Raw genomic sequence first — 16,935 nt, forward strand, 5'->3', positions numbered from 1 at the left:
TGCAGTCCTTAAAAAGGGCTCACGCGCCTAAGCGCTTGAGAATTATCAAATTATCTTATTAAGATGTCTGGTATTATTGGAAAAAAAGTAGGAATGACTAGCATTTTTAGTGCCGATGGACGTAATGTCGCATGCACGCTAATAGAAGCTGGTCCTTGCGTAGTTACGCAAGTAAAAAACGTTGAAACAGACGGGTACAGCGCTGTGCAACTAGGATTTGGTGAGCGGAAGGAGAAAAACACTCCGAAGCCATTAATCGGCCATTTTAAAAAGGCTGGTACCACTCCTAAGCACAAGGTTGTTGAGTTCCGTGATTTCCGGGTCGAGTTTGAAGGCCAGGTAGATCTAGGAGCTACTGTGAAGTCTGAAGAAGTATTCAAAGAAGGTGACTTCGTGGATGCTATCGGGACTTCTAAAGGTAAAGGATTCCAAGGTGTGGTTAAACGTCATGGTTTTGGTGGTGTGGGTGATGCTACTCACGGTCAGCACAACAGACAGAGACACCCTGGTTCGATTGGTGCTTGTTCTTGGCCTTCCCGAGTATTTAAGGGATTAAGAATGGCTGGAAGAATGGGTGGTGACAGGGTTAAAGTCGTCAACCTTAAGGTGATGAAAATTTATCCTGAAAAGAATCTGATTTTGGTTTCTGGCTCTGTTCCAGGTCCAAAAAATTCTTATGTAATTCTAGAGAAATAAGCCATGGAATTAGCAGTAATCAATCATAAAGGAGAAGATACCGGAAGAAAGGTGACACTTTCTGAGGAAATTTTCGGGATCGAACCAAACGATCACGCGATATACTTAGACGTAAAGCAGTACCTGGCTAATCAAAGACAGGGGACTCATAAGTCTAAGGAAAGAAACGAAATTGCTGGATCTACTAAAAAGATCAAAAAGCAAAAGGGTACTGGTACGGCAAGAGCAGGTTCTATCAAGTCTCCACTTTTCAGAGGTGGTGGTAGAATTTTTGGTCCACGACCAAGAAACTATTCTTTCAAATTGAATAAGAAGTTGAAGCAATTGGCTAGAAAGTCAGCTTTGACTTACAAGGTTCAGGAAGAAAGCCTTACCATTCTAGAGAACCTAACTTTGGATTCTCCAAAGACTAAGGACTATGTGAACTTGCTGAACGGATTGTCTCTTGGAGACAAAAAGACATTGGTGGTTTTGCCAGAGGCAAATAAGAATGTTTATCTGTCCAGCAGAAACTTACCAAAGTCCCAGGTAGTCACTGTAAATGATGTAAATACTTACCAGGTGCTTCACGCTGATCAGTTAGTGCTTTGCGAAGGGTCTGTGAGTATGTTGGAAACCATTTTATCGAAATAAGACAATGGATATTCTAAAGCAGCCCATAATTACAGAGAAGGTTTCCGCCATGAATGAAGGTGGCGTTTATGGATTCGTGGTAGATAAAACTGCCAAGAAGCCAGAGATCAAAGCAGCTGTAGAAAAGACATATGGTGTAAAAGTTGTATCTGTCAGAACTATGCGCTATGCCGCAAAGAGAAAGACCAGATACACTAAAAGCCAGATCGTATCAGGATTCACCAATTCCTTTAAGAAGGCAATGGTTGAAGTCGCTGAAGGTGATGTAATTGATTTTTACGGAGAAGTTTAATTGAATCAGTATCATGGCAATTAAAAAAATGAATCCGATTACTCCAGGGACGAGATTTAGAGTAGCTCCCGCGTTTGACGAGATTACTAAGTCAGCGCCAGAGAAGTCTCTTCTTGCCCCTTTGAAGAAATCAGGAGGTAGAAATAATCAAGGCAAAATGACCCAGCGAAATATCGGTGGTGGTCATAAGAGAAGACTACGTGTAGTAGACTTCAAGAGAAATAAGTTTGATGTACCTGCTACTGTAAAAGGTATCGAGTATGATCCAAACAGAACCGCTCGACTTGCACTGTTATACTATGCAGACGGAGCGAAAGCCTATATTATCGCACCGGAAGGTTTGCAAGTTGGACAAACAGTGATTTCCGGAGAGAAAGTAGCACCTGAGGTAGGTAATGCTATGCGCATGATGAATATTCCTTTGGGTACAATTGTACACAATGTGGAATTGAAGCCTGGCAAAGGAGCAGCAATGGTAAGAAGTGCAGGAGGTTATGCGCAGATTGTTGCTCGTGAGGGAAAATACGTGACTGTTAAACTTCCATCCGGTGAGATGAGATTGGTACTTGGCGTTTGTATGGCCACTATCGGATCTGTTTCCAATGCGGACCATATGAATGTGGTTCTTGGAAAAGCAGGTAGAAAAAGATGGTTAGGTGCACGTCCAAGAGTAAGAGGTGTAGCGATGAACCCAGTAGATCACCCAATGGGTGGTGGTGAAGGACGTTCATCCGGTGGTCATCCAAGATCCAGAACTGGTGTTTTGGCTAAAGGAAAGAAGACCCGAGCTAGCAAGAAGTATTCGAATAAATTCATCATCAGCAAAAGATCTAAATAATCATGGCAAGATCATTAAAAAAAGGTCCTTATATCGAGCACCACCTGATGAAGAAAGTGGATGTGATGAACGAGTCAGGCAAGAAATCTGTCATCAAGACTTGGTCAAGAAGATCCATGATCTCACCAGACTTCGTAGGACATACTTTCGCTGTGCATAATGGAAATAAGTTTATTCCAGTATTTGTCACAGATAACATGGTAGGTCATAAGCTAGGTGAATTTGCTCCTACCAGAAACTTTAGAGGGCACATTGCTAAAAAAGATAAAGGAAAGAGATAATCATGGAAGCAATAGCAAGATTAAATAATGTTCCTACCTCTACCCGCAAAATGCGACTTGTCGCTGACTTAGTAAGAGGAAAAAGAGTAGGTCAAGCACTTAGCATCCTTAAGTTCACTCCTAACCAGGGAGCGGCGAGACTTGAGAAACTATTGTTATCTGCAGTGGCTAACTGGCAGGCAAAAAATCCAGATGAAAAACTGGAAGAAGCAGACTTGTATATCAAAACGATCATGGTAGACGGTGGTAGAATGCTTAAGCGTTTGAGACCAGCTCCTCAGGGTCGTGGACATAGAATTCGCAAAAGATCTAATCATGTCACTCTTGTAGTTGATGCATTTAATGCTTCTGTAGAAGACGTGACCGCTGATGAAGTAGAAACAAACGAAAAGGCAAATTAAAAGAGACCATGGGACAAAAGATTAACCCAATAGGATTTAGACTTGGCGTGGTTAAAGGCTGGGACTCCAACTGGTATGGTGGGAGGAACTTTGCTGATAAACTATTCGAAGATCAGAAAATCCGTAAATACGTCCTTGCCAGAATCCCTAAGGGAGGTATATCTAAGGTGATCATTGAGCGTACGCTCAAAAGAATTACGCTTACGGTACACACTGCCCGTCCGGGTGTAGTAATTGGTAAAGGCGGAGCCGAAGTAGACAAGCTTAAGGAAGAGCTAAAGAAGCTTACTGGCAAAGATATTCAAATCAATATTTTTGAAATCAAGCGTCCTGAATTGGATGCCAAGCTAGTAGGAGAATCTATCGCATCTCAACTTCAAGCTAGGATCTCTTTCCGAAGAGCCATGAAGCAGGCGATCGCGGCTTCTATGAGAGTAGGTGCCGAAGGTATCAAAATCAAACTTTCAGGAAGACTAGGTGGCGCTGAAATGGCTAGATCTGAAATGTACAAAGAAGGAAGAATTCCTCTTCATACACTCAGAGCAGACATTGACTATGCAATATCTGAAGCTTTGACAGTCTATGGAATCATAGGTATCAAAGTATGGATATTCAAAGGAGAAGTATATGGTAAGAGAGATCTCTCTCCTAACCAGGGTTCGGCTAATGATCCAAAAGGAGGAAGAAACGCTGGTCCAAAGCGTGACGGAGCTCCAAGACGTAGAAGAAGAAATTAATTTTCACCTGTTTATTGAGGAATCATGTTACAGCCAAAAAGAACTAAATATAGAAAAATGCAAAAGGGCCGTGTCAAAGGCATCGCGCAAAGAGGGCATACGCTTTCTTTCGGGAACTTTGGCATCAAGTCTCTTGAAGCAGGATGGATTACAGCTCGCCAAATAGAGGCAGCTCGTATTGCGATGACCAGGGCTATGAAGCGTGAAGGACAAGTTTGGATTAGAATTTTTCCAGATAAGCCAATCACTAAAAAGCCTGCGGAAGTTCGTATGGGTAAAGGAAAAGGTGCTCCAGAATACTGGGTAGCTCCAATCAAACCAGGTACGATCTTATTCGAAGCAACTGGTGTAAGTATGGAAACGGCTAAAGAAGCTCTTCGACTTGCACAGCAAAAGCTTCCTGTAAGCACAAAATTTGTTGTTCGTAGAGAATACGCAGAATAGTAGAACCTATGGAAAATTCAGAAATCCGTTCACTTTCCGCAAGTGAAATCCAAGAGCGAATAGTCGCTGAGAAGGAGAATTTGACCAAACTTCAGTTTGCTCATAACATTTCTCCGATTGAGAATCCAAACAGAATCCGCGAGTCAAAGCGTCTAATCGCAAGATTGAAGACGATATTGACAGCCAAATAATAGCTAATAGAAAATAAGATGGCTACGATTGAAAGAAATCTTCGTAAAGAAAGAATTGGTAAAGTGGTAAGTAATAAAATGGACAAGTCCATCACTGTGGCCGTTGAGCGTCGCAAGAAGCATGGTATCTATGGAAAATTTGTTACTAAAACTACCAAGTTTATGGCTCATGACGAGAAAAACGAATGTGCTCCTGGAGACATCGTTAAAATCTCAGAAACTCGTCCGCTGAGTAAAAGCAAGCGTTGGAGATTAGTTGAAATTATTGAAAAGGCTAAGTAATCATGGTACAACAAGAATCCAGACTAAGTGTAGCGGATAACTCAGGTGCTAAAGAAGTGCTTGTAATCCGAGTTTTGGGAGGAACCAAGAAGCGTTACGCGTCCATTGGGGACAAAGTAGTCGTGACAGTAAAGTCAGCCTCTTCCACCAACATGAAAAAAGGAACCGTGTCTAGAGCGGTAATCGTACGCACCAAAAAAGAAATAAGACGTAAAGACGGGTCTTATATTCGATTTGAGGACAATGCAGCTGTTTTGCTAAACAATAACGACGAGCCTAGAGGTACACGTATCTTCGGTCCAGTCGCTAGAGAGCTTAGAGAAAAGATGTTTATGAAAATCGTTTCATTAGCACCAGAAGTACTGTAATCATGGAAAGAAATAAAAAAGCAAAATTCCATATCAAAACCGGTGATACTGTGAAGGTAATCTCGGGAGACGACAAAGGAAAAACAGGAAAGGTTCTTTCTGTGGATACAAGTAAGAGGAGAGCATTTGTGGAAGGATTGAACATGATTACAAAGCATGTGAAGCCTACTGCAGCTAAGCCTGAAGGTGGAATCGACAAGAAAGAAGCTTCTATCGATATCAGTAATTTGATGCTTGTAGATCCTAAAACTGGTGAAGCTACCCGTACTGGGCGCAAAGCTGGTGAGAACGGAAAACTAGTTAGATATTCTAAGAAAACAGGGGAGGTGATCAATGGCTAATCCTAGAATTAAGGCAAAGTACGTAGAAGAAATCGTACCAGCTCTAAAAGAGAAATTTCAGTACACTTCAGTAATGCAAGTACCAAAGTTGAGCAAGATTGTGCTTAACAAAGGTATCGGAGCTGCTGTAGCTGATAAGAAATTAGTGGATCAGGGTGTAGAAGAGCTTTCTCTTATCACCGGTCAAAGAGCAGTGTCTACTAAGGCAAAGAATTCAATCTCTAATTTTAAGCTGAGAGAAGGAATGCCTATCGGAGCTAAAGTTACATTGAGAGGTGACAGAATGTATGAATTTCTAGATCGTCTTATGACTGTGGCTCTTCCTCGAGTAAGAGACTTCAAAGGAATTTCCGATAAGGGATTCGATGGTAGAGGTAACTACACTCTTGGAGTAGCTGAGCAAATTATCTTCCCAGAGATCAGCATCGAAAAGGTGAACAGAATCTCAGGTATGGATATCACATTTGTGACTACTGCAAATTCAGACGAGGAAAGCCTAGCGCTTCTAAGAGCGTTTGGAATGCCTTTCGCTAACCAAAATAAAGAGAATTAATCATGGCAAGAGAGTCAATCAAAGCACGTGAAAGAAAGAGAGAGCGATTGGTAGCCAAGTATGCCAAGAAAAGAGCCGAGCTAAAAGCTGCCGGTGACTACGAGGCGCTTGATAAGCTTCCAAAGAATGCTTCTCCTGTAAGACTTCATAACCGATGCAAAATGACCGGTAGACCGAAAGGCTACATGAGGAAATTTGGGATCAACAGAGTTACTTTCAGAGAAATGGCCGCAAACGGCGAAATTCCTGGTGTAACGAAGTCTAGCTGGTAAAATAGCGACAGTAGTTTTTATTATAAGAATCAATTCGTAACTTTGCCCCCCGTTTGGGCGGAGCTAGACTAAAAAGAAAATGACAGATCCAATAGCTGACTATCTGACTCGATTGAGGAATGCCATTAAGGCTTCTCATAGAATCGTGGAGATCCCTGCTTCTAATTTGAAGAAGGAGATCACGAAAGTATTGCATGATAAGGGATACATTCAGAATTATAAATTCGAAGATAATGGTGCTCAGGGTACTATTAAAATTGCTTTGAAGTATAATCCTGCTACCAAGAAAAATGCAATCGTAAGCCTGCAAAGAGTGAGTACTCCAGGTTTAAGAAAATATGTAAAACATACTGAACTACCCCGTGTAATCAACGGTTTGGGCGTGGCAGTAATCTCAACTTCTAAAGGTGTGATGACTGACAAAGAAGCCAGAGTCGAAGGTGTCGGAGGAGAAGTTCTTTGCTACGTATATTAATAAACACTCATGTCTAGAATAGGTAAAAAACCAATAGATCTACCCAGCGGTGTTACTGTAGACGTGTCAGCTCACGGGCTGGTCACTGTTAAAGGTCCAAAGGGTACGCTTACTCAGGATGTTCATCCGGATATCGCTGTGAAAGTAGAAGAAAACCAGGTGGTTTTAGAAAGACCAACTGAATCGAAAAGACATAAGTCATTTCACGGGCTATACAGATCTCTCATCAGCAATGCTGTTGTCGGAGTTTCTGAAGGGTACGAGAAGAAAATTGAGCTTGTGGGTGTAGGTTACAAGGCTACAAATGCCGGTCAGGTACTAGAGCTTAACCTAGGTTATTCGCACAATATCTTCTTTGCACTTCCTGAAGAGGTAAAAGTAGCTACGGAGACTGTGAAAGGTAAAAATCCAATTATTACCCTTAACAGTAATGACAAGGAACTGATCGGGCAGGTAGCTGCTAAGATTAAGAACCTGAGAAAAGTCGAGCCATACAAAGGAAAAGGTGTGCGTTTCGTTGGTGAGCAAGTTAGACGTAAGGCTGGTAAAACTGCCGCTAAAAAATAATAAGTTATGGCATTTAAGAAGAGTTCCAGAAGACTTAGAATCAAGCAGGGTATCAGAAAGAAGATTTCCGGTACAGATTCCAGACCTAGACTATCTGTTTTCAAAAGTAATTCAGGTATTTACGCTCAATTGGTTGATGATCTTAAGGGTCATACATTGGTACAGGCATCTTCAAAAGAGCTTGGTGCTAAAGAAAATGTAAAAGTGGATGTTTCTAAAGAAGTAGGGAAGAAGCTTGCTGAGCGAGCTGTAGCTGCTGGTGTCAACGAAGTAGTATTTGACAGAAACGGATACTTGTACCATGGTAATGTGAAAGCTTTGGCCGATGGAGCCAGAGAAGGAGGCCTTAAATTTTAATCAAAGATGTCTGAACTAAGAAGAAAGCCAATCAGGGCTACAGATACAGAGCTTAAAGAAAAAGTCGTTGCTATTAATAGAGTAGCGAAAGTAGTTAAGGGTGGTCGTAGATTCTCCTTCTCAGCTATCGTAGTAGTAGGTGACGGTGACGGTGTAGTGGGTTATGGTCTTGGCAAAGCCAATGAGGTAACCGATGCTATCACTAAGGGAATCGAAGATGCTAAGAAAAACCTAGTGAGAGTTCCAGTACTTAAGGGTACTATTCCTCACGAGCAATTAGGTAAGTATGGTGGAGGTTTCGTCCTTATCAAGCCAGCTGCTCCTGGTACCGGTGTAATTGCAGGTGGTGCGATGCGAGCGGTGCTTGAAAGTGCTGGTGTAACTGATGTACTTGCAAAGTCAAAAGGTTCATCTAACCCACACAACGTGGTGAAGGCGACTATCGATGCTTTGACTCATTTAAGAGATGCCATTGCTGTTTCTCAGCAAAGGGGAGTTAAAATGGCTAAAGTATTTAACGGTTAAGAATCATGGCGAAGATTAAGATTACTCAGGTAAAAAGTACCATTGACAGACCAAAAGATCAAAAGGGTACTATTACAGCCCTAGGGCTTGGTAAAATCAATAAATCTGTGGTTCATGAGGCTACGCCTCAAATCCATGGGATGGTGAAGAAGGTGAATCACCTAGTAACAGTAGAGGAAGTTTAATTATGAAGCTACATACATTAAAACCAGCAGAAGGTTCTACTAAAAATAGAAAGCGAATCGGTCGAGGACAAGGTTCAGGTCGAGGTGGAACATCTACTAGAGGTCATAAGGGTGCTAAGTCCAGATCAGGTTATAAAACCAAACTGGGTTTTGAAGGTGGTCAGATGCCACTTCAAAGAAGGGTTCCTAAGTTTGGGTTTAAACCTTTCAACAGAGTTGGATTCAAGCCAGTAAATCTAGATACCCTACAAGAGCTTGCCGAAAAGCATAATCTTGACGCAGTAACCTTGGATACTTTGGTAGCTCATGGAGTTGCTTCTAAGAATGATCGAATCAAAATTCTTGGTGGTGGTGAATTGAAAGCCAAATTAGATGTGACAGCACATCAGTTCTCAGCTTCAGCAGCAGCTGCAATTGAGAAAAATGGTGGCGCGGCAAATAAAATTGATTAATGAAAAAATTTATTTCGACAATAAGGAACATCTTCTCCATCGAAGACCTTCGAGAAAGAATCCTCAATACAATCGGGTTCCTAATCATTTTTAGATTAGGATCCTTTATTGTTTTACCAGGTGTAGACCCTTCAAAACTGAATGACGCACCAGAGGGTATTTTCGGGCTGATCGATACTTTCCTTGGTGGTGCATTCAGTAATGCATCCATCTTTGGTTTAGGTATCATGCCATATATATCTGCCTCCATTGTGTTGCAGCTATTGACTGTCGGAGTACCTTATTTTCAGAAAATGCAAAAGGATGGGGAATCTGGACGTAAGAGAATTACCCAGATTACTCGTGTACTAACCATTGCAATTACAGTTGCTCAGGGTATAGGATATGTTACAGCCACTATCCTTCCTACGGGAGCCGTGATGATCAGTACTCCTCTCTTCATGACTAGTTCATTGATCTTGCTTTCTGCAGGTACAATGTTCTGCATGTGGCTTGGTGAAAAAATCACCGAGAAGGGTATCGGAAATGGTATTTCCATGCTGATTATGATTGGTATTATTTCCCGATTCCCTGGTGCTATCATTGCAGAGGTTCTTGGCAAAGGAACTTCAGGAATGTTACTTCTTTTGATTGAAGCAGCGGTTCTATTCTTTGTAGTAGTAGGAACAGTTGCTTTGACCGAGGCAGTGAGAAAGATTCCTGTACAATATGCCAAGCAGGTAGTTGGAGGTAAAGTATATGGAGGGCAGCGTCAATACATTCCAATTAAGGTGAATGCTTCTGGTGTGATGCCGATCATCTTTGCCCAGTCTCTAATGTTCGTTCCAGCTTTGATCGCCCAGATCTGGGCAGGTGAGAGTGACATTGCGAATTACATCGGTACTACGTTTAGTGATTTCACTTCATGGCAATACAACTTGCTGTTCGCTGTGCTAATCATCATTTTCACTTTCTTCTATACGGCAATTACCGTAAACCCTGAGCAGATAGCTGAGGATATGAAGAGAAATGGAGGTTTTGTTCCAGGTATCAAGCCGGGTGCTCCTACCTCTGAGTTTATCGATGGTATTATTTCTAAAATTACACTTCCAGGATCCATCTTACTTTCAGTAGTAGCGATTCTACCAGCCATTGCAATCATTGCAGGAGTAGGAAATGAATTCGCCCAATTTTACGGGGGTACCTCATTGCTTATTATGGTAGGTGTAATTATGGATACATTGAGACAAATAGAAAGCTATCTACTTATGCGTCATTACGAAGGAATGATGAAAAGCGGTAATATGAAGAATAATTCTTCTAATTATCAGGTAGCATAATATGATTAATTATAAGACTTCGGAAGAAGTTCAGTTAATAAAAGAGAGTGCTGACATACTTGGTAGAGCTCATGGAGAAGTAGCCAAGCATGTCAAAGAAGGGGTAAAGACCTCTTTTCTAGACAAAATTGCTGAAGAGTTTATCAGAGATCACCAGGGTGTTCCTTCCTTTAAGGGATATAACGGTTTTCCTGCTTCACTTTGTATTTCTGTGAACGAAGTAGTCGTGCATGGATTTCCCAGCGATTATGAATTGAAAGATGGCGATATAATCTCAGTAGATTGTGGAGTCTTTCACCAAGGTTTTCATAGCGATTCCGCTTATACTTACCCTATTGGTGATGTCTCCCCTGCTGTCATTGCTTTATTAAAAGCCACTAAAGATTCATTATATCTGGGAATCGAGCGTGCTGTCGTTGGGAATCGTCTCGGTGATGTAGGTAATGCGATCCAAAAATATGTCGAAGCCAAAGGCTATACAGTAGTCAGAGAGCTTGTAGGACATGGGATTGGCAAAAATCTACATGAAGCACCGGAAGTTCCGAATTATGGCAAGCGCGGAAGTGGACCTCTTCTCAAGTCTGGTATGGTGATCGCCATAGAGCCCATGGTAAATCTCGGGACAAGGAATATTGTTCAGGAGAGAGATGGATGGACTATCCGCACTGCGGATCGCAAACCTTCTGCCCACTATGAGCATACTGTGGCGATATTAGAAGATAAAACTGAGGTCTTAACGACCCATAAATACATAGAGGAGAATTTTAAATTCTAATATGGCAAAACAAACATCTATAGAGCAAGATGGAACTATCGTAGAGGCTTTGTCCAATGCGATGTTCAAGGTAGAACTGGAAAACGGGCATCAACTGATCGCTCATATTTCAGGGAAGATGAGGATGAACTATATCAAGATTTTACCTGGAGACAGAGTAAAGCTTGAGATGTCTCCTTACGATTTGACGAAAGGTAGAATTGTATATCGATATAAATAAAATGATATGAAAGTTAAGGCATCTATCAAAAAAAGAAGTGTTGACTGTAAAGTGATCCGTAGAAAGGGAAAGCTTTATGTCATCAATAAGAAGAATCCTAAGTTTAAACAAAGACAAGGTTAAGTTATGGCTAGAATTGCAGGGGTAGACATACCAGACAATAAGCGTGGCGAAATTGGACTTACTTACATCTTCGGCATAGGAAGAAGTTCAGCCAGAGCGATTTTAGAAAAGGCCGGTATTTCCGTAGATAAAAAAGCAGGTGAGTGGGATGACGATGAGTCAACCGCCATTAGAAATATTATCTCTGAGGAATTTAGAATCGAAGGAGTTCTGAAATCAGAAATCCAGCTAAACATCAAGCGACTTATGGATATAGGTTGCTACAGAGGTTTGAGGCACAGAAGAGGTCTTCCAGTGCGTGGTCAAAAGACTAAGAACAACGCAAGAACGAGGAAGGGCAAGAGAAAAACTGTTGCTAACAAAAAGAAGGCAGTTAAATAAAATCTGAATTAGATTATGGCTCAGAAAAGAAACGAAAAAGCGAAGGGTAAAAAGAGAGTAGTTAAGGTGGAGGCCGTAGGCCAAGCTCACATCAGAGCTTCCTTTAACAACATCATCATCTCTATCACCAATAACGCAGGACAGGTAATCTCTTGGGCTTCTGCCGGTAAAATGGGTTTCAGAGGTTCTAAGAAAAACACTCCTTATGCTGCGCAGATGGCGGCACAAAATTGTGGTCAGGTAGCCTATGACTTAGGTTTGAGAAAAATCGAAGTATTTGTAAAAGGACCTGGTTCCGGACGTGAGTCTGCAATCAGAACTTTGCAAAATGTAGGACTTGACGTGACTACCATTACTGATGTGACTCCAATGCCACACAATGGATGTCGTCCTCCTAAGCGTAGAAGAGTTTAATATTAAAGATTAGAAAGAATGGCTAGATATACAGGTCCTAAATCCAAGATCGCCAGGAAATTTGGCGAGCCTATCGAAGGGCATAGCAAAGCACTTCAGAAAAAGAACTATCCTCCCGGTCAGCACGGTAGAGGAAGAAGAAAGAAGCAATCTGAATATGCGATTCAGCTAGCTGAAAAGCAGAAAGCAAAATACATCTATGGTGTATTGGAAAGACAATTTGCTAAGATGTTCGGCATCGCTTCTAGAAAGTCTGGTATCACCGGTGAAAACCTTCTTCAGCTTTTGGAAGCTAGATTAGACAACACGGTTTACAGATTGGGAATCTCTCCTACAAGAAGAGGGGCAAGACAACTTGTTTCTCACAAGCATATCCTAGTGAACGGTGAGGTGGTAAATATTCCATCCTTCACATTGAAACCAGGAGATGTAGTTTCTGTGAGAGAGCGTTCTAAGTCGCTTGAAGCGATTACTAGTAGCTTAGCCGGTAGAGGAGCCATGCAATATCCTTGGTTAGAGTGGGATTTGGCCTCATTGACCGGTAAATTCGTCAGTATTCCTAGCAGAGATGATATTCCTGAGAATATCAAGGAGCAACTTATTGTCGAGCTTTACTCTAAGTAAAATTTATTTTCAGCTTTAAAAAGAATAAACTATATGTCCATACTAGCATTTCAAATGCCCGAAAAAGTGGTAATGGAAAAGGCCGATGACTTTCACGGACTCTTCACTTTCAAACCACTTGAAAAAGGCTACGGAGTTACCATCGGTAATGCATTAAGAAGAATTCTTCTTTCCTCACTTGAAGGATATGCAATCACCAGTGTTAAACTTCCAGGTGTTGTTCATGAGTTTTCTACCATCGAAGGTGTCGTAGAAGATGTAACTGACATTATCCTTAATCTTAAGCAGGTGCGTTTCAAAAAAGTGCATGAAGCTTTTGATGGAAAGATCACCGTAGAAATCAAAAATCAATCAGTTTTCACAGCTGGGGACATCGCAAAGTTTACTTCTTCTTTTGAGATCTTGAATCCAGATCAGGTGATCTGTAATCTAGATCCATCTGCAACCTTCGAAATGGAGATTGTGGTTGAAAAAGGAAGAGGATACTTACCAGCTGAAGAGTCCAAACCAAAAGAGCAGGTTTTCGGAACTATCGCTATTGACGCGGTTTTCACTCCTATCAAGAATGTGAAGTACAGTGTAGAAAACACTCGTGTTGAGCAGAAGACTGACTTTGAAATGCTTGTTCTTGAAGTAACTACCGATGGGTCTATTCACCCTGAGAAAGCGCTTCAGGAATCTGCAAAGATTTTGATCCAGCACTTCATGCTATTTTCAGATCAGACTATGGTTCTTGATTCCACTGGAATTACTGAGCCAGAGCCTATCGACGAGGAATTCCTACACATGAGAAAACTTCTTAAAACTTCATTGAGCGATCTTGATCTGTCTGTAAGAGCATTTAATTGCTTGAAGGCAGCAGATGTGAAGACTCTTGGAGACCTTGCTAAGCTTGAAATTTCTGATATGATGAAGTTTAGAAACTTTGGTAAGAAGTCTTTAGCTGAGTTGGAGCAGTTGATTCAGGAGAAAGGATTGACTTTTGGGATGGATATTTCAAAGTATAAACTTGAAGAAGAATAAAATATCATGAGACACGGTAAGAAATTTAACCACCTCGGTAGAAAATCAGCTCATAGAAAGGCTATGCTTTCTAACATGGCGACCTCTCTGATTCTTCATAAGCGTATTACTACTACGCTTGCTAAAGCAAAAGAATTGAAGAAATATGTGGAGCCATTGATTACACGAGCTAAAGAGGATACTACTCACAATCGTCGTATGGCTTTCTCCTACTTAAAGAATAAGGAAGCAATCAAAGACCTTTTTGGTGAAGTGATCGAAAGAGTAGGTACGAGACCAGGAGGGTACACTCGAATCATTAAGACTGGTTACAGACTTGGTGATAACGCAGAGATGTGTATCATTGAGCTTGTGGACTTCAATGAACTTATGCAGAAAGATGCTAAGCCAGCTAAGAAGACTACAAGAAGATCTAGAAGAGGCGGTGGAAGTAAGGCCAATGCTGCTCCTGCTGCAGAGACTGCGGTAGAAGAAGTAGTTGAGGAAACTCCAGAAGTAAAAGAAGCTCCTGAGGCAGAAGTAGTGGAGACGGTAGAAGAAACCGCTGAAGAGGTGAAGGCAGAAGAGCCAACAGCTGAGGCAGATGAAACTCCTGAAGCTGATGCTTCTGAAGAGGAAGATGATAAAAAAACTGACGACAAGTAATTGGAACAGTTTACGATAGAAAAAGGATTGGGCATTAGTTCAATCCTTTTTTTGTGTTTGAGGAATTATAGCTTCGGAGATTTATTTAACTTTGGGCAAAATCATTAAAATGACCAAGCAAAAGGCTACACTTCTACTCGCAGACGGAACCGTTTTTCATGGAAATCTGATCGGAAGTCCCGGTACGAATGGCGGAGAAATTTGCTTTAATACCGGAATGACTGGTTATCAGGAGATTTACACAGATCCATCCTACACCGGCCAAATCATAGTGACCACCACATCCCACATCGGAAATTATGGTGTAATTGATTCAGAGGTTGAATCTGATCACCCAACCATCGGAGGTATAGTGGTAAATAGTTTTTCTCAAATACATACTCGAGTGGATGCATCAGGCTCCCTCCAGGATTATTTGGTAAAGTATGAAATAACTGGTATCGCTGATATTGATACGAGAAAACTGGTAAGGCATATTCGATCTGCTGGAGCCATGAATGCGATCATCAGCTCAGATTTTGAAGGTGATCTTGATGGCTTGAAAGCCAAATTAGACGAACTCCCTGACATGAATGGATTGGAGCTTTCTTCAGAAGTTTGCACTAAGGAACCATTCTATTTCGGCGACGAATCTGCTCCTATCAAAGTAGCTTGTCTGGATCTGGGTATCAAGAAGAATATTCTTCGAAATCTTGCTGACAGGGGCGTTTATTGTAAGGTGTTCCCAGCTAAAACTGGTTTGAGTGAAATGGAGGAATGGGGGCCGGATGCTTACTTTCTTTCCAATGGACCGGGCGACCCTGCAGTAATGGAATATGCAGTAGAAACTACTAAAGAAATTCTTGAGACGAATAAGCCTGTTTTTGGAATTTGTCTCGGGCATCAAATTCTTGCTGAATCCGTTGGTATTACGACCTATAAAATGCACCATGGCCACAGAGGAATAAATCACCCGATTAAAAACCTCCTAACAGGTAAATCTGAAATTACATCTCAAAACCATGGTTTTAATATTACAAGGGAAGATGCTGAAAGCAACCCTGAAATTGAAATAACCCATGTGCATTTGAATGACAATACGGTGGCAGGAATCAAGCTGAAAAATAAGCCTGCATTCTCTGTCCAATACCACCCTGAGTCATCTCCAGGACCACACGATTCCAGGTATCTTTTTGATGACTTCATTTCTTTAATCAAAAAAAATTAATAACAAATCTTTTAAACCTATGACTTTAATTCAATCAATTCATGCCCGTCAGATTCTTGACTCAAGAGGAAATCCGACTGTAGAAGTAGATGTAATCACTGAAAATGGAGCTTTTGGCCGGGCTGCGGTGCCTAGTGGCGCTTCCACCGGTGTAAATGAAGCAGTGGAGCTGAGAGATGGAGATAAAAGCACTTACCTAGGTAAGGGTGTGTTGAAGGCAGTGGCAAACGTGAATGATAAAATAGCTTCTGAATTGGTGGGCTTTGATGTTTTTGAGCAAAACCTTATCGATCAGATAATGATTGAGCTTGATGGAACTCCTAATAAAAGTAACCTGGGTGCAAATGCTATTCTTGGTGTTTCTTTGGCGGTAGCCAAAGCTGCAGCAATGGAAGCGGGACAGCCTCTTTTCAGATATGTTGGAGGAGTGAATGCCAATTTACTCCCTGTTCCCATGATGAATATTATCAACGGAGGATCACATTCGGACGCACCGATTGCATTTCAGGAATTTATGATTCGCCCTGTAGGAGCAGAAACTTTCTCTGAAGCTATCCGAATGGGAACTGAAGTATTCCATAATTTGAAGAAAATCCTTCATGACAAAGGTTTGGTCACAGCCGTTGGAGACGAGGGTGGATTCGCGCCAAACTTTTCCGGAGGTACAGAAGAAGCTTTAGGAGCTATTTTAGATGCTATTTCTAAGGCAGGTTACGAAGCAGGAAAAGACTTAACCATCGCGCTTGACTGTGCTGCATCTGAGTTTTACGAAGACGGAAAGTACAATTACAAGAAATTCGAAGGAGATACAGGAGTCGTAAGAACTCGTGAAGAACAGGTAGCCTATCTGGCAGAACTTACTTCAAAATATCCGATTGACTCCATCGAGGATGGTTGTGCGGAAGAAGATTGGGAAGCTTGGGCTATGCTTACTGAAAAAATCGGTGACAAGGTTCAACTAGTAGGGGATGACCTATTCGTGACCAATGTCAAGTTCCTTCAGAGAGGAATTGACGAAAATTCAGCCAACTCCATCTTGATTAAAGTGAATCAGATTGGAACCTTGACCGAGACTATCAATGCGGTGAACCTGGCCCATAAAGCAGGATTCACGGCGGTAATGTCACATAGATCAGGCGAGACAGAAGATTCCACTATTGCTGATTTGGCGGTAGCCTTGAATTGCGGACAGATCAAAACCGGGTCTGCCTCCAGATCGGATCGAATGGCTAAGTATAATCAATTGCTAAGAATTGAGGAGCAATTGGGTGATGCTGCCGTATTTATCGGTAAATTGAAATAAGTTTTAGCAGA

The 16,935-nt window shown here is 41.6% G+C and carries 31 protein-coding genes; all 31 read left to right on the forward strand.

What is annotated here, in order from left to right:
- Positions 1–63: 63 nt before the first annotated feature.
- The 31 genes from rplC (at position 64) to eno (ending at position 16,924) form a co-directional block, all read left to right on the forward strand.
- Positions 64–696, forward strand: a complete 633-nt coding sequence (gene rplC, locus QVH07_RS14680) for a 50S ribosomal protein L3 (protein WP_290001742.1) — start codon at positions 64–66, stop codon at positions 694–696.
- 3 nt (positions 697–699) lie between these two features.
- Entirely contained in the window at positions 700–1,329 is a 630-nt protein-coding gene (rplD, locus tag QVH07_RS14685) for a 50S ribosomal protein L4 (protein WP_290001743.1), read from the forward strand.
- A 4-nt stretch (positions 1,330–1,333) separates the two neighbouring features.
- Positions 1,334–1,621, forward strand: coding sequence for a 50S ribosomal protein L23 (rplW, locus tag QVH07_RS14690; protein ID WP_290001745.1), 288 nt, complete (start codon positions 1,334–1,336; stop codon positions 1,619–1,621).
- 13 nt (positions 1,622–1,634) lie between these two features.
- Positions 1,635–2,459: a 50S ribosomal protein L2 gene (gene rplB, locus QVH07_RS14695; protein WP_290001747.1), complete on the forward strand. Its 825-nt coding sequence runs from the start codon at positions 1,635–1,637 to the stop codon at positions 2,457–2,459.
- A gap of 2 nt (positions 2,460–2,461) precedes the next feature.
- Positions 2,462–2,740, forward strand: a complete 279-nt coding sequence (gene rpsS / locus QVH07_RS14700; RefSeq protein ID WP_290001750.1) for a 30S ribosomal protein S19 — start codon at positions 2,462–2,464, stop codon at positions 2,738–2,740.
- A 2-nt stretch (positions 2,741–2,742) separates the two neighbouring features.
- Positions 2,743–3,141 carry a 50S ribosomal protein L22 gene (rplV, locus tag QVH07_RS14705; protein WP_290001753.1) on the forward strand — a complete coding sequence of 133 codons (399 nt, stop codon included), beginning with the start codon at positions 2,743–2,745 and terminating at the stop codon, positions 3,139–3,141.
- Between the two features lie 8 nt (positions 3,142–3,149).
- Entirely contained in the window at positions 3,150–3,878 is a 729-nt protein-coding gene (rpsC, locus tag QVH07_RS14710; protein ID WP_290001754.1) for a 30S ribosomal protein S3, read from the forward strand.
- 24 nt (positions 3,879–3,902) lie between these two features.
- Positions 3,903–4,322: a 50S ribosomal protein L16 gene (gene rplP, locus QVH07_RS14715; protein WP_290001755.1), complete on the forward strand. Its 420-nt coding sequence runs from the start codon at positions 3,903–3,905 to the stop codon at positions 4,320–4,322.
- 8 nt (positions 4,323–4,330) lie between these two features.
- The gene (gene rpmC / locus QVH07_RS14720) at positions 4,331–4,513 is read left to right on the forward strand and encodes a 50S ribosomal protein L29 (protein WP_290001757.1); all 183 of its coding nucleotides are present in this window, start codon (positions 4,331–4,333) and stop codon (positions 4,511–4,513) included.
- 18 nt (positions 4,514–4,531) lie between these two features.
- On the forward strand, positions 4,532–4,795 hold the full coding sequence (rpsQ, locus tag QVH07_RS14725; protein ID WP_290001761.1) for a 30S ribosomal protein S17: 264 nt from the start codon (positions 4,532–4,534) through the stop codon (positions 4,793–4,795).
- A gap of 2 nt (positions 4,796–4,797) precedes the next feature.
- Positions 4,798–5,163 carry a 50S ribosomal protein L14 gene (gene rplN, locus QVH07_RS14730; protein ID WP_290001763.1) on the forward strand — a complete coding sequence of 122 codons (366 nt, stop codon included), beginning with the start codon at positions 4,798–4,800 and terminating at the stop codon, positions 5,161–5,163.
- Positions 5,164–5,165: 2 nt separating this feature from the next.
- Positions 5,166–5,504: a 50S ribosomal protein L24 gene (rplX, locus tag QVH07_RS14735; RefSeq protein WP_290001765.1), complete on the forward strand. Its 339-nt coding sequence runs from the start codon at positions 5,166–5,168 to the stop codon at positions 5,502–5,504.
- Positions 5,497–6,057 (forward strand): 50S ribosomal protein L5, encoded by a 561-nt coding sequence (gene rplE / locus QVH07_RS14740; protein ID WP_290001769.1) that lies wholly within the window; start codon positions 5,497–5,499, stop codon positions 6,055–6,057. The genes rplX and rplE overlap by 8 nt, the downstream gene beginning before the upstream one ends.
- A 2-nt stretch (positions 6,058–6,059) precedes the next feature.
- Complete coding sequence (gene rpsN / locus QVH07_RS14745) at positions 6,060–6,329, forward strand: 30S ribosomal protein S14 (RefSeq protein ID WP_290001772.1); 270 nt, start codon at positions 6,060–6,062, stop codon at positions 6,327–6,329.
- A gap of 79 nt (positions 6,330–6,408) precedes the next feature.
- Positions 6,409–6,804: a 30S ribosomal protein S8 gene (gene rpsH, locus QVH07_RS14750; RefSeq protein WP_290001775.1), complete on the forward strand. Its 396-nt coding sequence runs from the start codon at positions 6,409–6,411 to the stop codon at positions 6,802–6,804.
- Positions 6,805–6,813: 9 nt separating this feature from the next.
- A complete protein-coding gene (gene rplF / locus QVH07_RS14755) occupies positions 6,814–7,371 on the forward strand; it encodes a 50S ribosomal protein L6 (protein ID WP_290001779.1) in 558 nt (185 codons plus the stop codon).
- Positions 7,372–7,377: 6 nt separating this feature from the next.
- Positions 7,378–7,728, forward strand: a complete 351-nt coding sequence (rplR, locus tag QVH07_RS14760; protein ID WP_290001781.1) for a 50S ribosomal protein L18 — start codon at positions 7,378–7,380, stop codon at positions 7,726–7,728.
- A gap of 6 nt (positions 7,729–7,734) precedes the next feature.
- A complete protein-coding gene (rpsE, locus tag QVH07_RS14765; protein ID WP_290001784.1) occupies positions 7,735–8,253 on the forward strand; it encodes a 30S ribosomal protein S5 in 519 nt (172 codons plus the stop codon).
- Between the two features lie 5 nt (positions 8,254–8,258).
- Positions 8,259–8,438, forward strand: coding sequence for a 50S ribosomal protein L30 (rpmD, locus tag QVH07_RS14770; RefSeq protein WP_290001786.1), 180 nt, complete (start codon positions 8,259–8,261; stop codon positions 8,436–8,438).
- Positions 8,439–8,440: 2 nt separating this feature from the next.
- A complete protein-coding gene (gene rplO, locus QVH07_RS14775) occupies positions 8,441–8,890 on the forward strand; it encodes a 50S ribosomal protein L15 (RefSeq protein ID WP_290001789.1) in 450 nt (149 codons plus the stop codon).
- Positions 8,890–10,209: a preprotein translocase subunit SecY gene (secY, locus tag QVH07_RS14780; RefSeq protein ID WP_290001791.1), complete on the forward strand. Its 1,320-nt coding sequence runs from the start codon at positions 8,890–8,892 to the stop codon at positions 10,207–10,209. Before rplO ends, secY begins: the two co-directional genes overlap by 1 nt.
- A 1-nt stretch (position 10,210) precedes the next feature.
- Positions 10,211–10,984 (forward strand): type I methionyl aminopeptidase, encoded by a 774-nt coding sequence (map, locus tag QVH07_RS14785; protein WP_290001793.1) that lies wholly within the window; start codon positions 10,211–10,213, stop codon positions 10,982–10,984.
- 1 nt (position 10,985) lies between these two features.
- Positions 10,986–11,204, forward strand: a complete 219-nt coding sequence (infA, locus tag QVH07_RS14790; protein ID WP_290001796.1) for a translation initiation factor IF-1 — start codon at positions 10,986–10,988, stop codon at positions 11,202–11,204.
- A gap of 6 nt (positions 11,205–11,210) precedes the next feature.
- Complete coding sequence (gene rpmJ, locus QVH07_RS14795; RefSeq protein WP_009034194.1) at positions 11,211–11,327, forward strand: 50S ribosomal protein L36; 117 nt, start codon at positions 11,211–11,213, stop codon at positions 11,325–11,327.
- Positions 11,328–11,330: 3 nt separating this feature from the next.
- The gene (rpsM, locus tag QVH07_RS14800) at positions 11,331–11,708 is read left to right on the forward strand and encodes a 30S ribosomal protein S13 (protein ID WP_290001805.1); all 378 of its coding nucleotides are present in this window, start codon (positions 11,331–11,333) and stop codon (positions 11,706–11,708) included.
- Positions 11,709–11,723: 15 nt separating this feature from the next.
- On the forward strand, positions 11,724–12,122 hold the full coding sequence (gene rpsK / locus QVH07_RS14805) for a 30S ribosomal protein S11 (protein ID WP_290001807.1): 399 nt from the start codon (positions 11,724–11,726) through the stop codon (positions 12,120–12,122).
- A gap of 18 nt (positions 12,123–12,140) precedes the next feature.
- Positions 12,141–12,746 (forward strand): 30S ribosomal protein S4, encoded by a 606-nt coding sequence (gene rpsD, locus QVH07_RS14810; RefSeq protein WP_290001810.1) that lies wholly within the window; start codon positions 12,141–12,143, stop codon positions 12,744–12,746.
- Between the two features lie 33 nt (positions 12,747–12,779).
- Entirely contained in the window at positions 12,780–13,769 is a 990-nt protein-coding gene (locus tag QVH07_RS14815) for a DNA-directed RNA polymerase subunit alpha (protein ID WP_290001811.1), read from the forward strand.
- Between the two features lie 6 nt (positions 13,770–13,775).
- Positions 13,776–14,414 (forward strand): 50S ribosomal protein L17, encoded by a 639-nt coding sequence (gene rplQ / locus QVH07_RS14820; RefSeq protein ID WP_290001813.1) that lies wholly within the window; start codon positions 13,776–13,778, stop codon positions 14,412–14,414.
- 109 nt (positions 14,415–14,523) lie between these two features.
- Complete coding sequence (carA, locus tag QVH07_RS14825; protein ID WP_290001815.1) at positions 14,524–15,621, forward strand: glutamine-hydrolyzing carbamoyl-phosphate synthase small subunit; 1,098 nt, start codon at positions 14,524–14,526, stop codon at positions 15,619–15,621.
- Between the two features lie 19 nt (positions 15,622–15,640).
- A complete protein-coding gene (gene eno / locus QVH07_RS14830) occupies positions 15,641–16,924 on the forward strand; it encodes a phosphopyruvate hydratase (protein ID WP_290001816.1) in 1,284 nt (427 codons plus the stop codon).
- The last annotated feature ends 11 nt before the right edge of the window (positions 16,925–16,935 follow it).

Source organism: Algoriphagus sediminis (assembly GCF_030403435.1).
GTDB classification, from domain to species: domain Bacteria; phylum Bacteroidota; class Bacteroidia; order Cytophagales; family Cyclobacteriaceae; genus Algoriphagus; species Algoriphagus sediminis.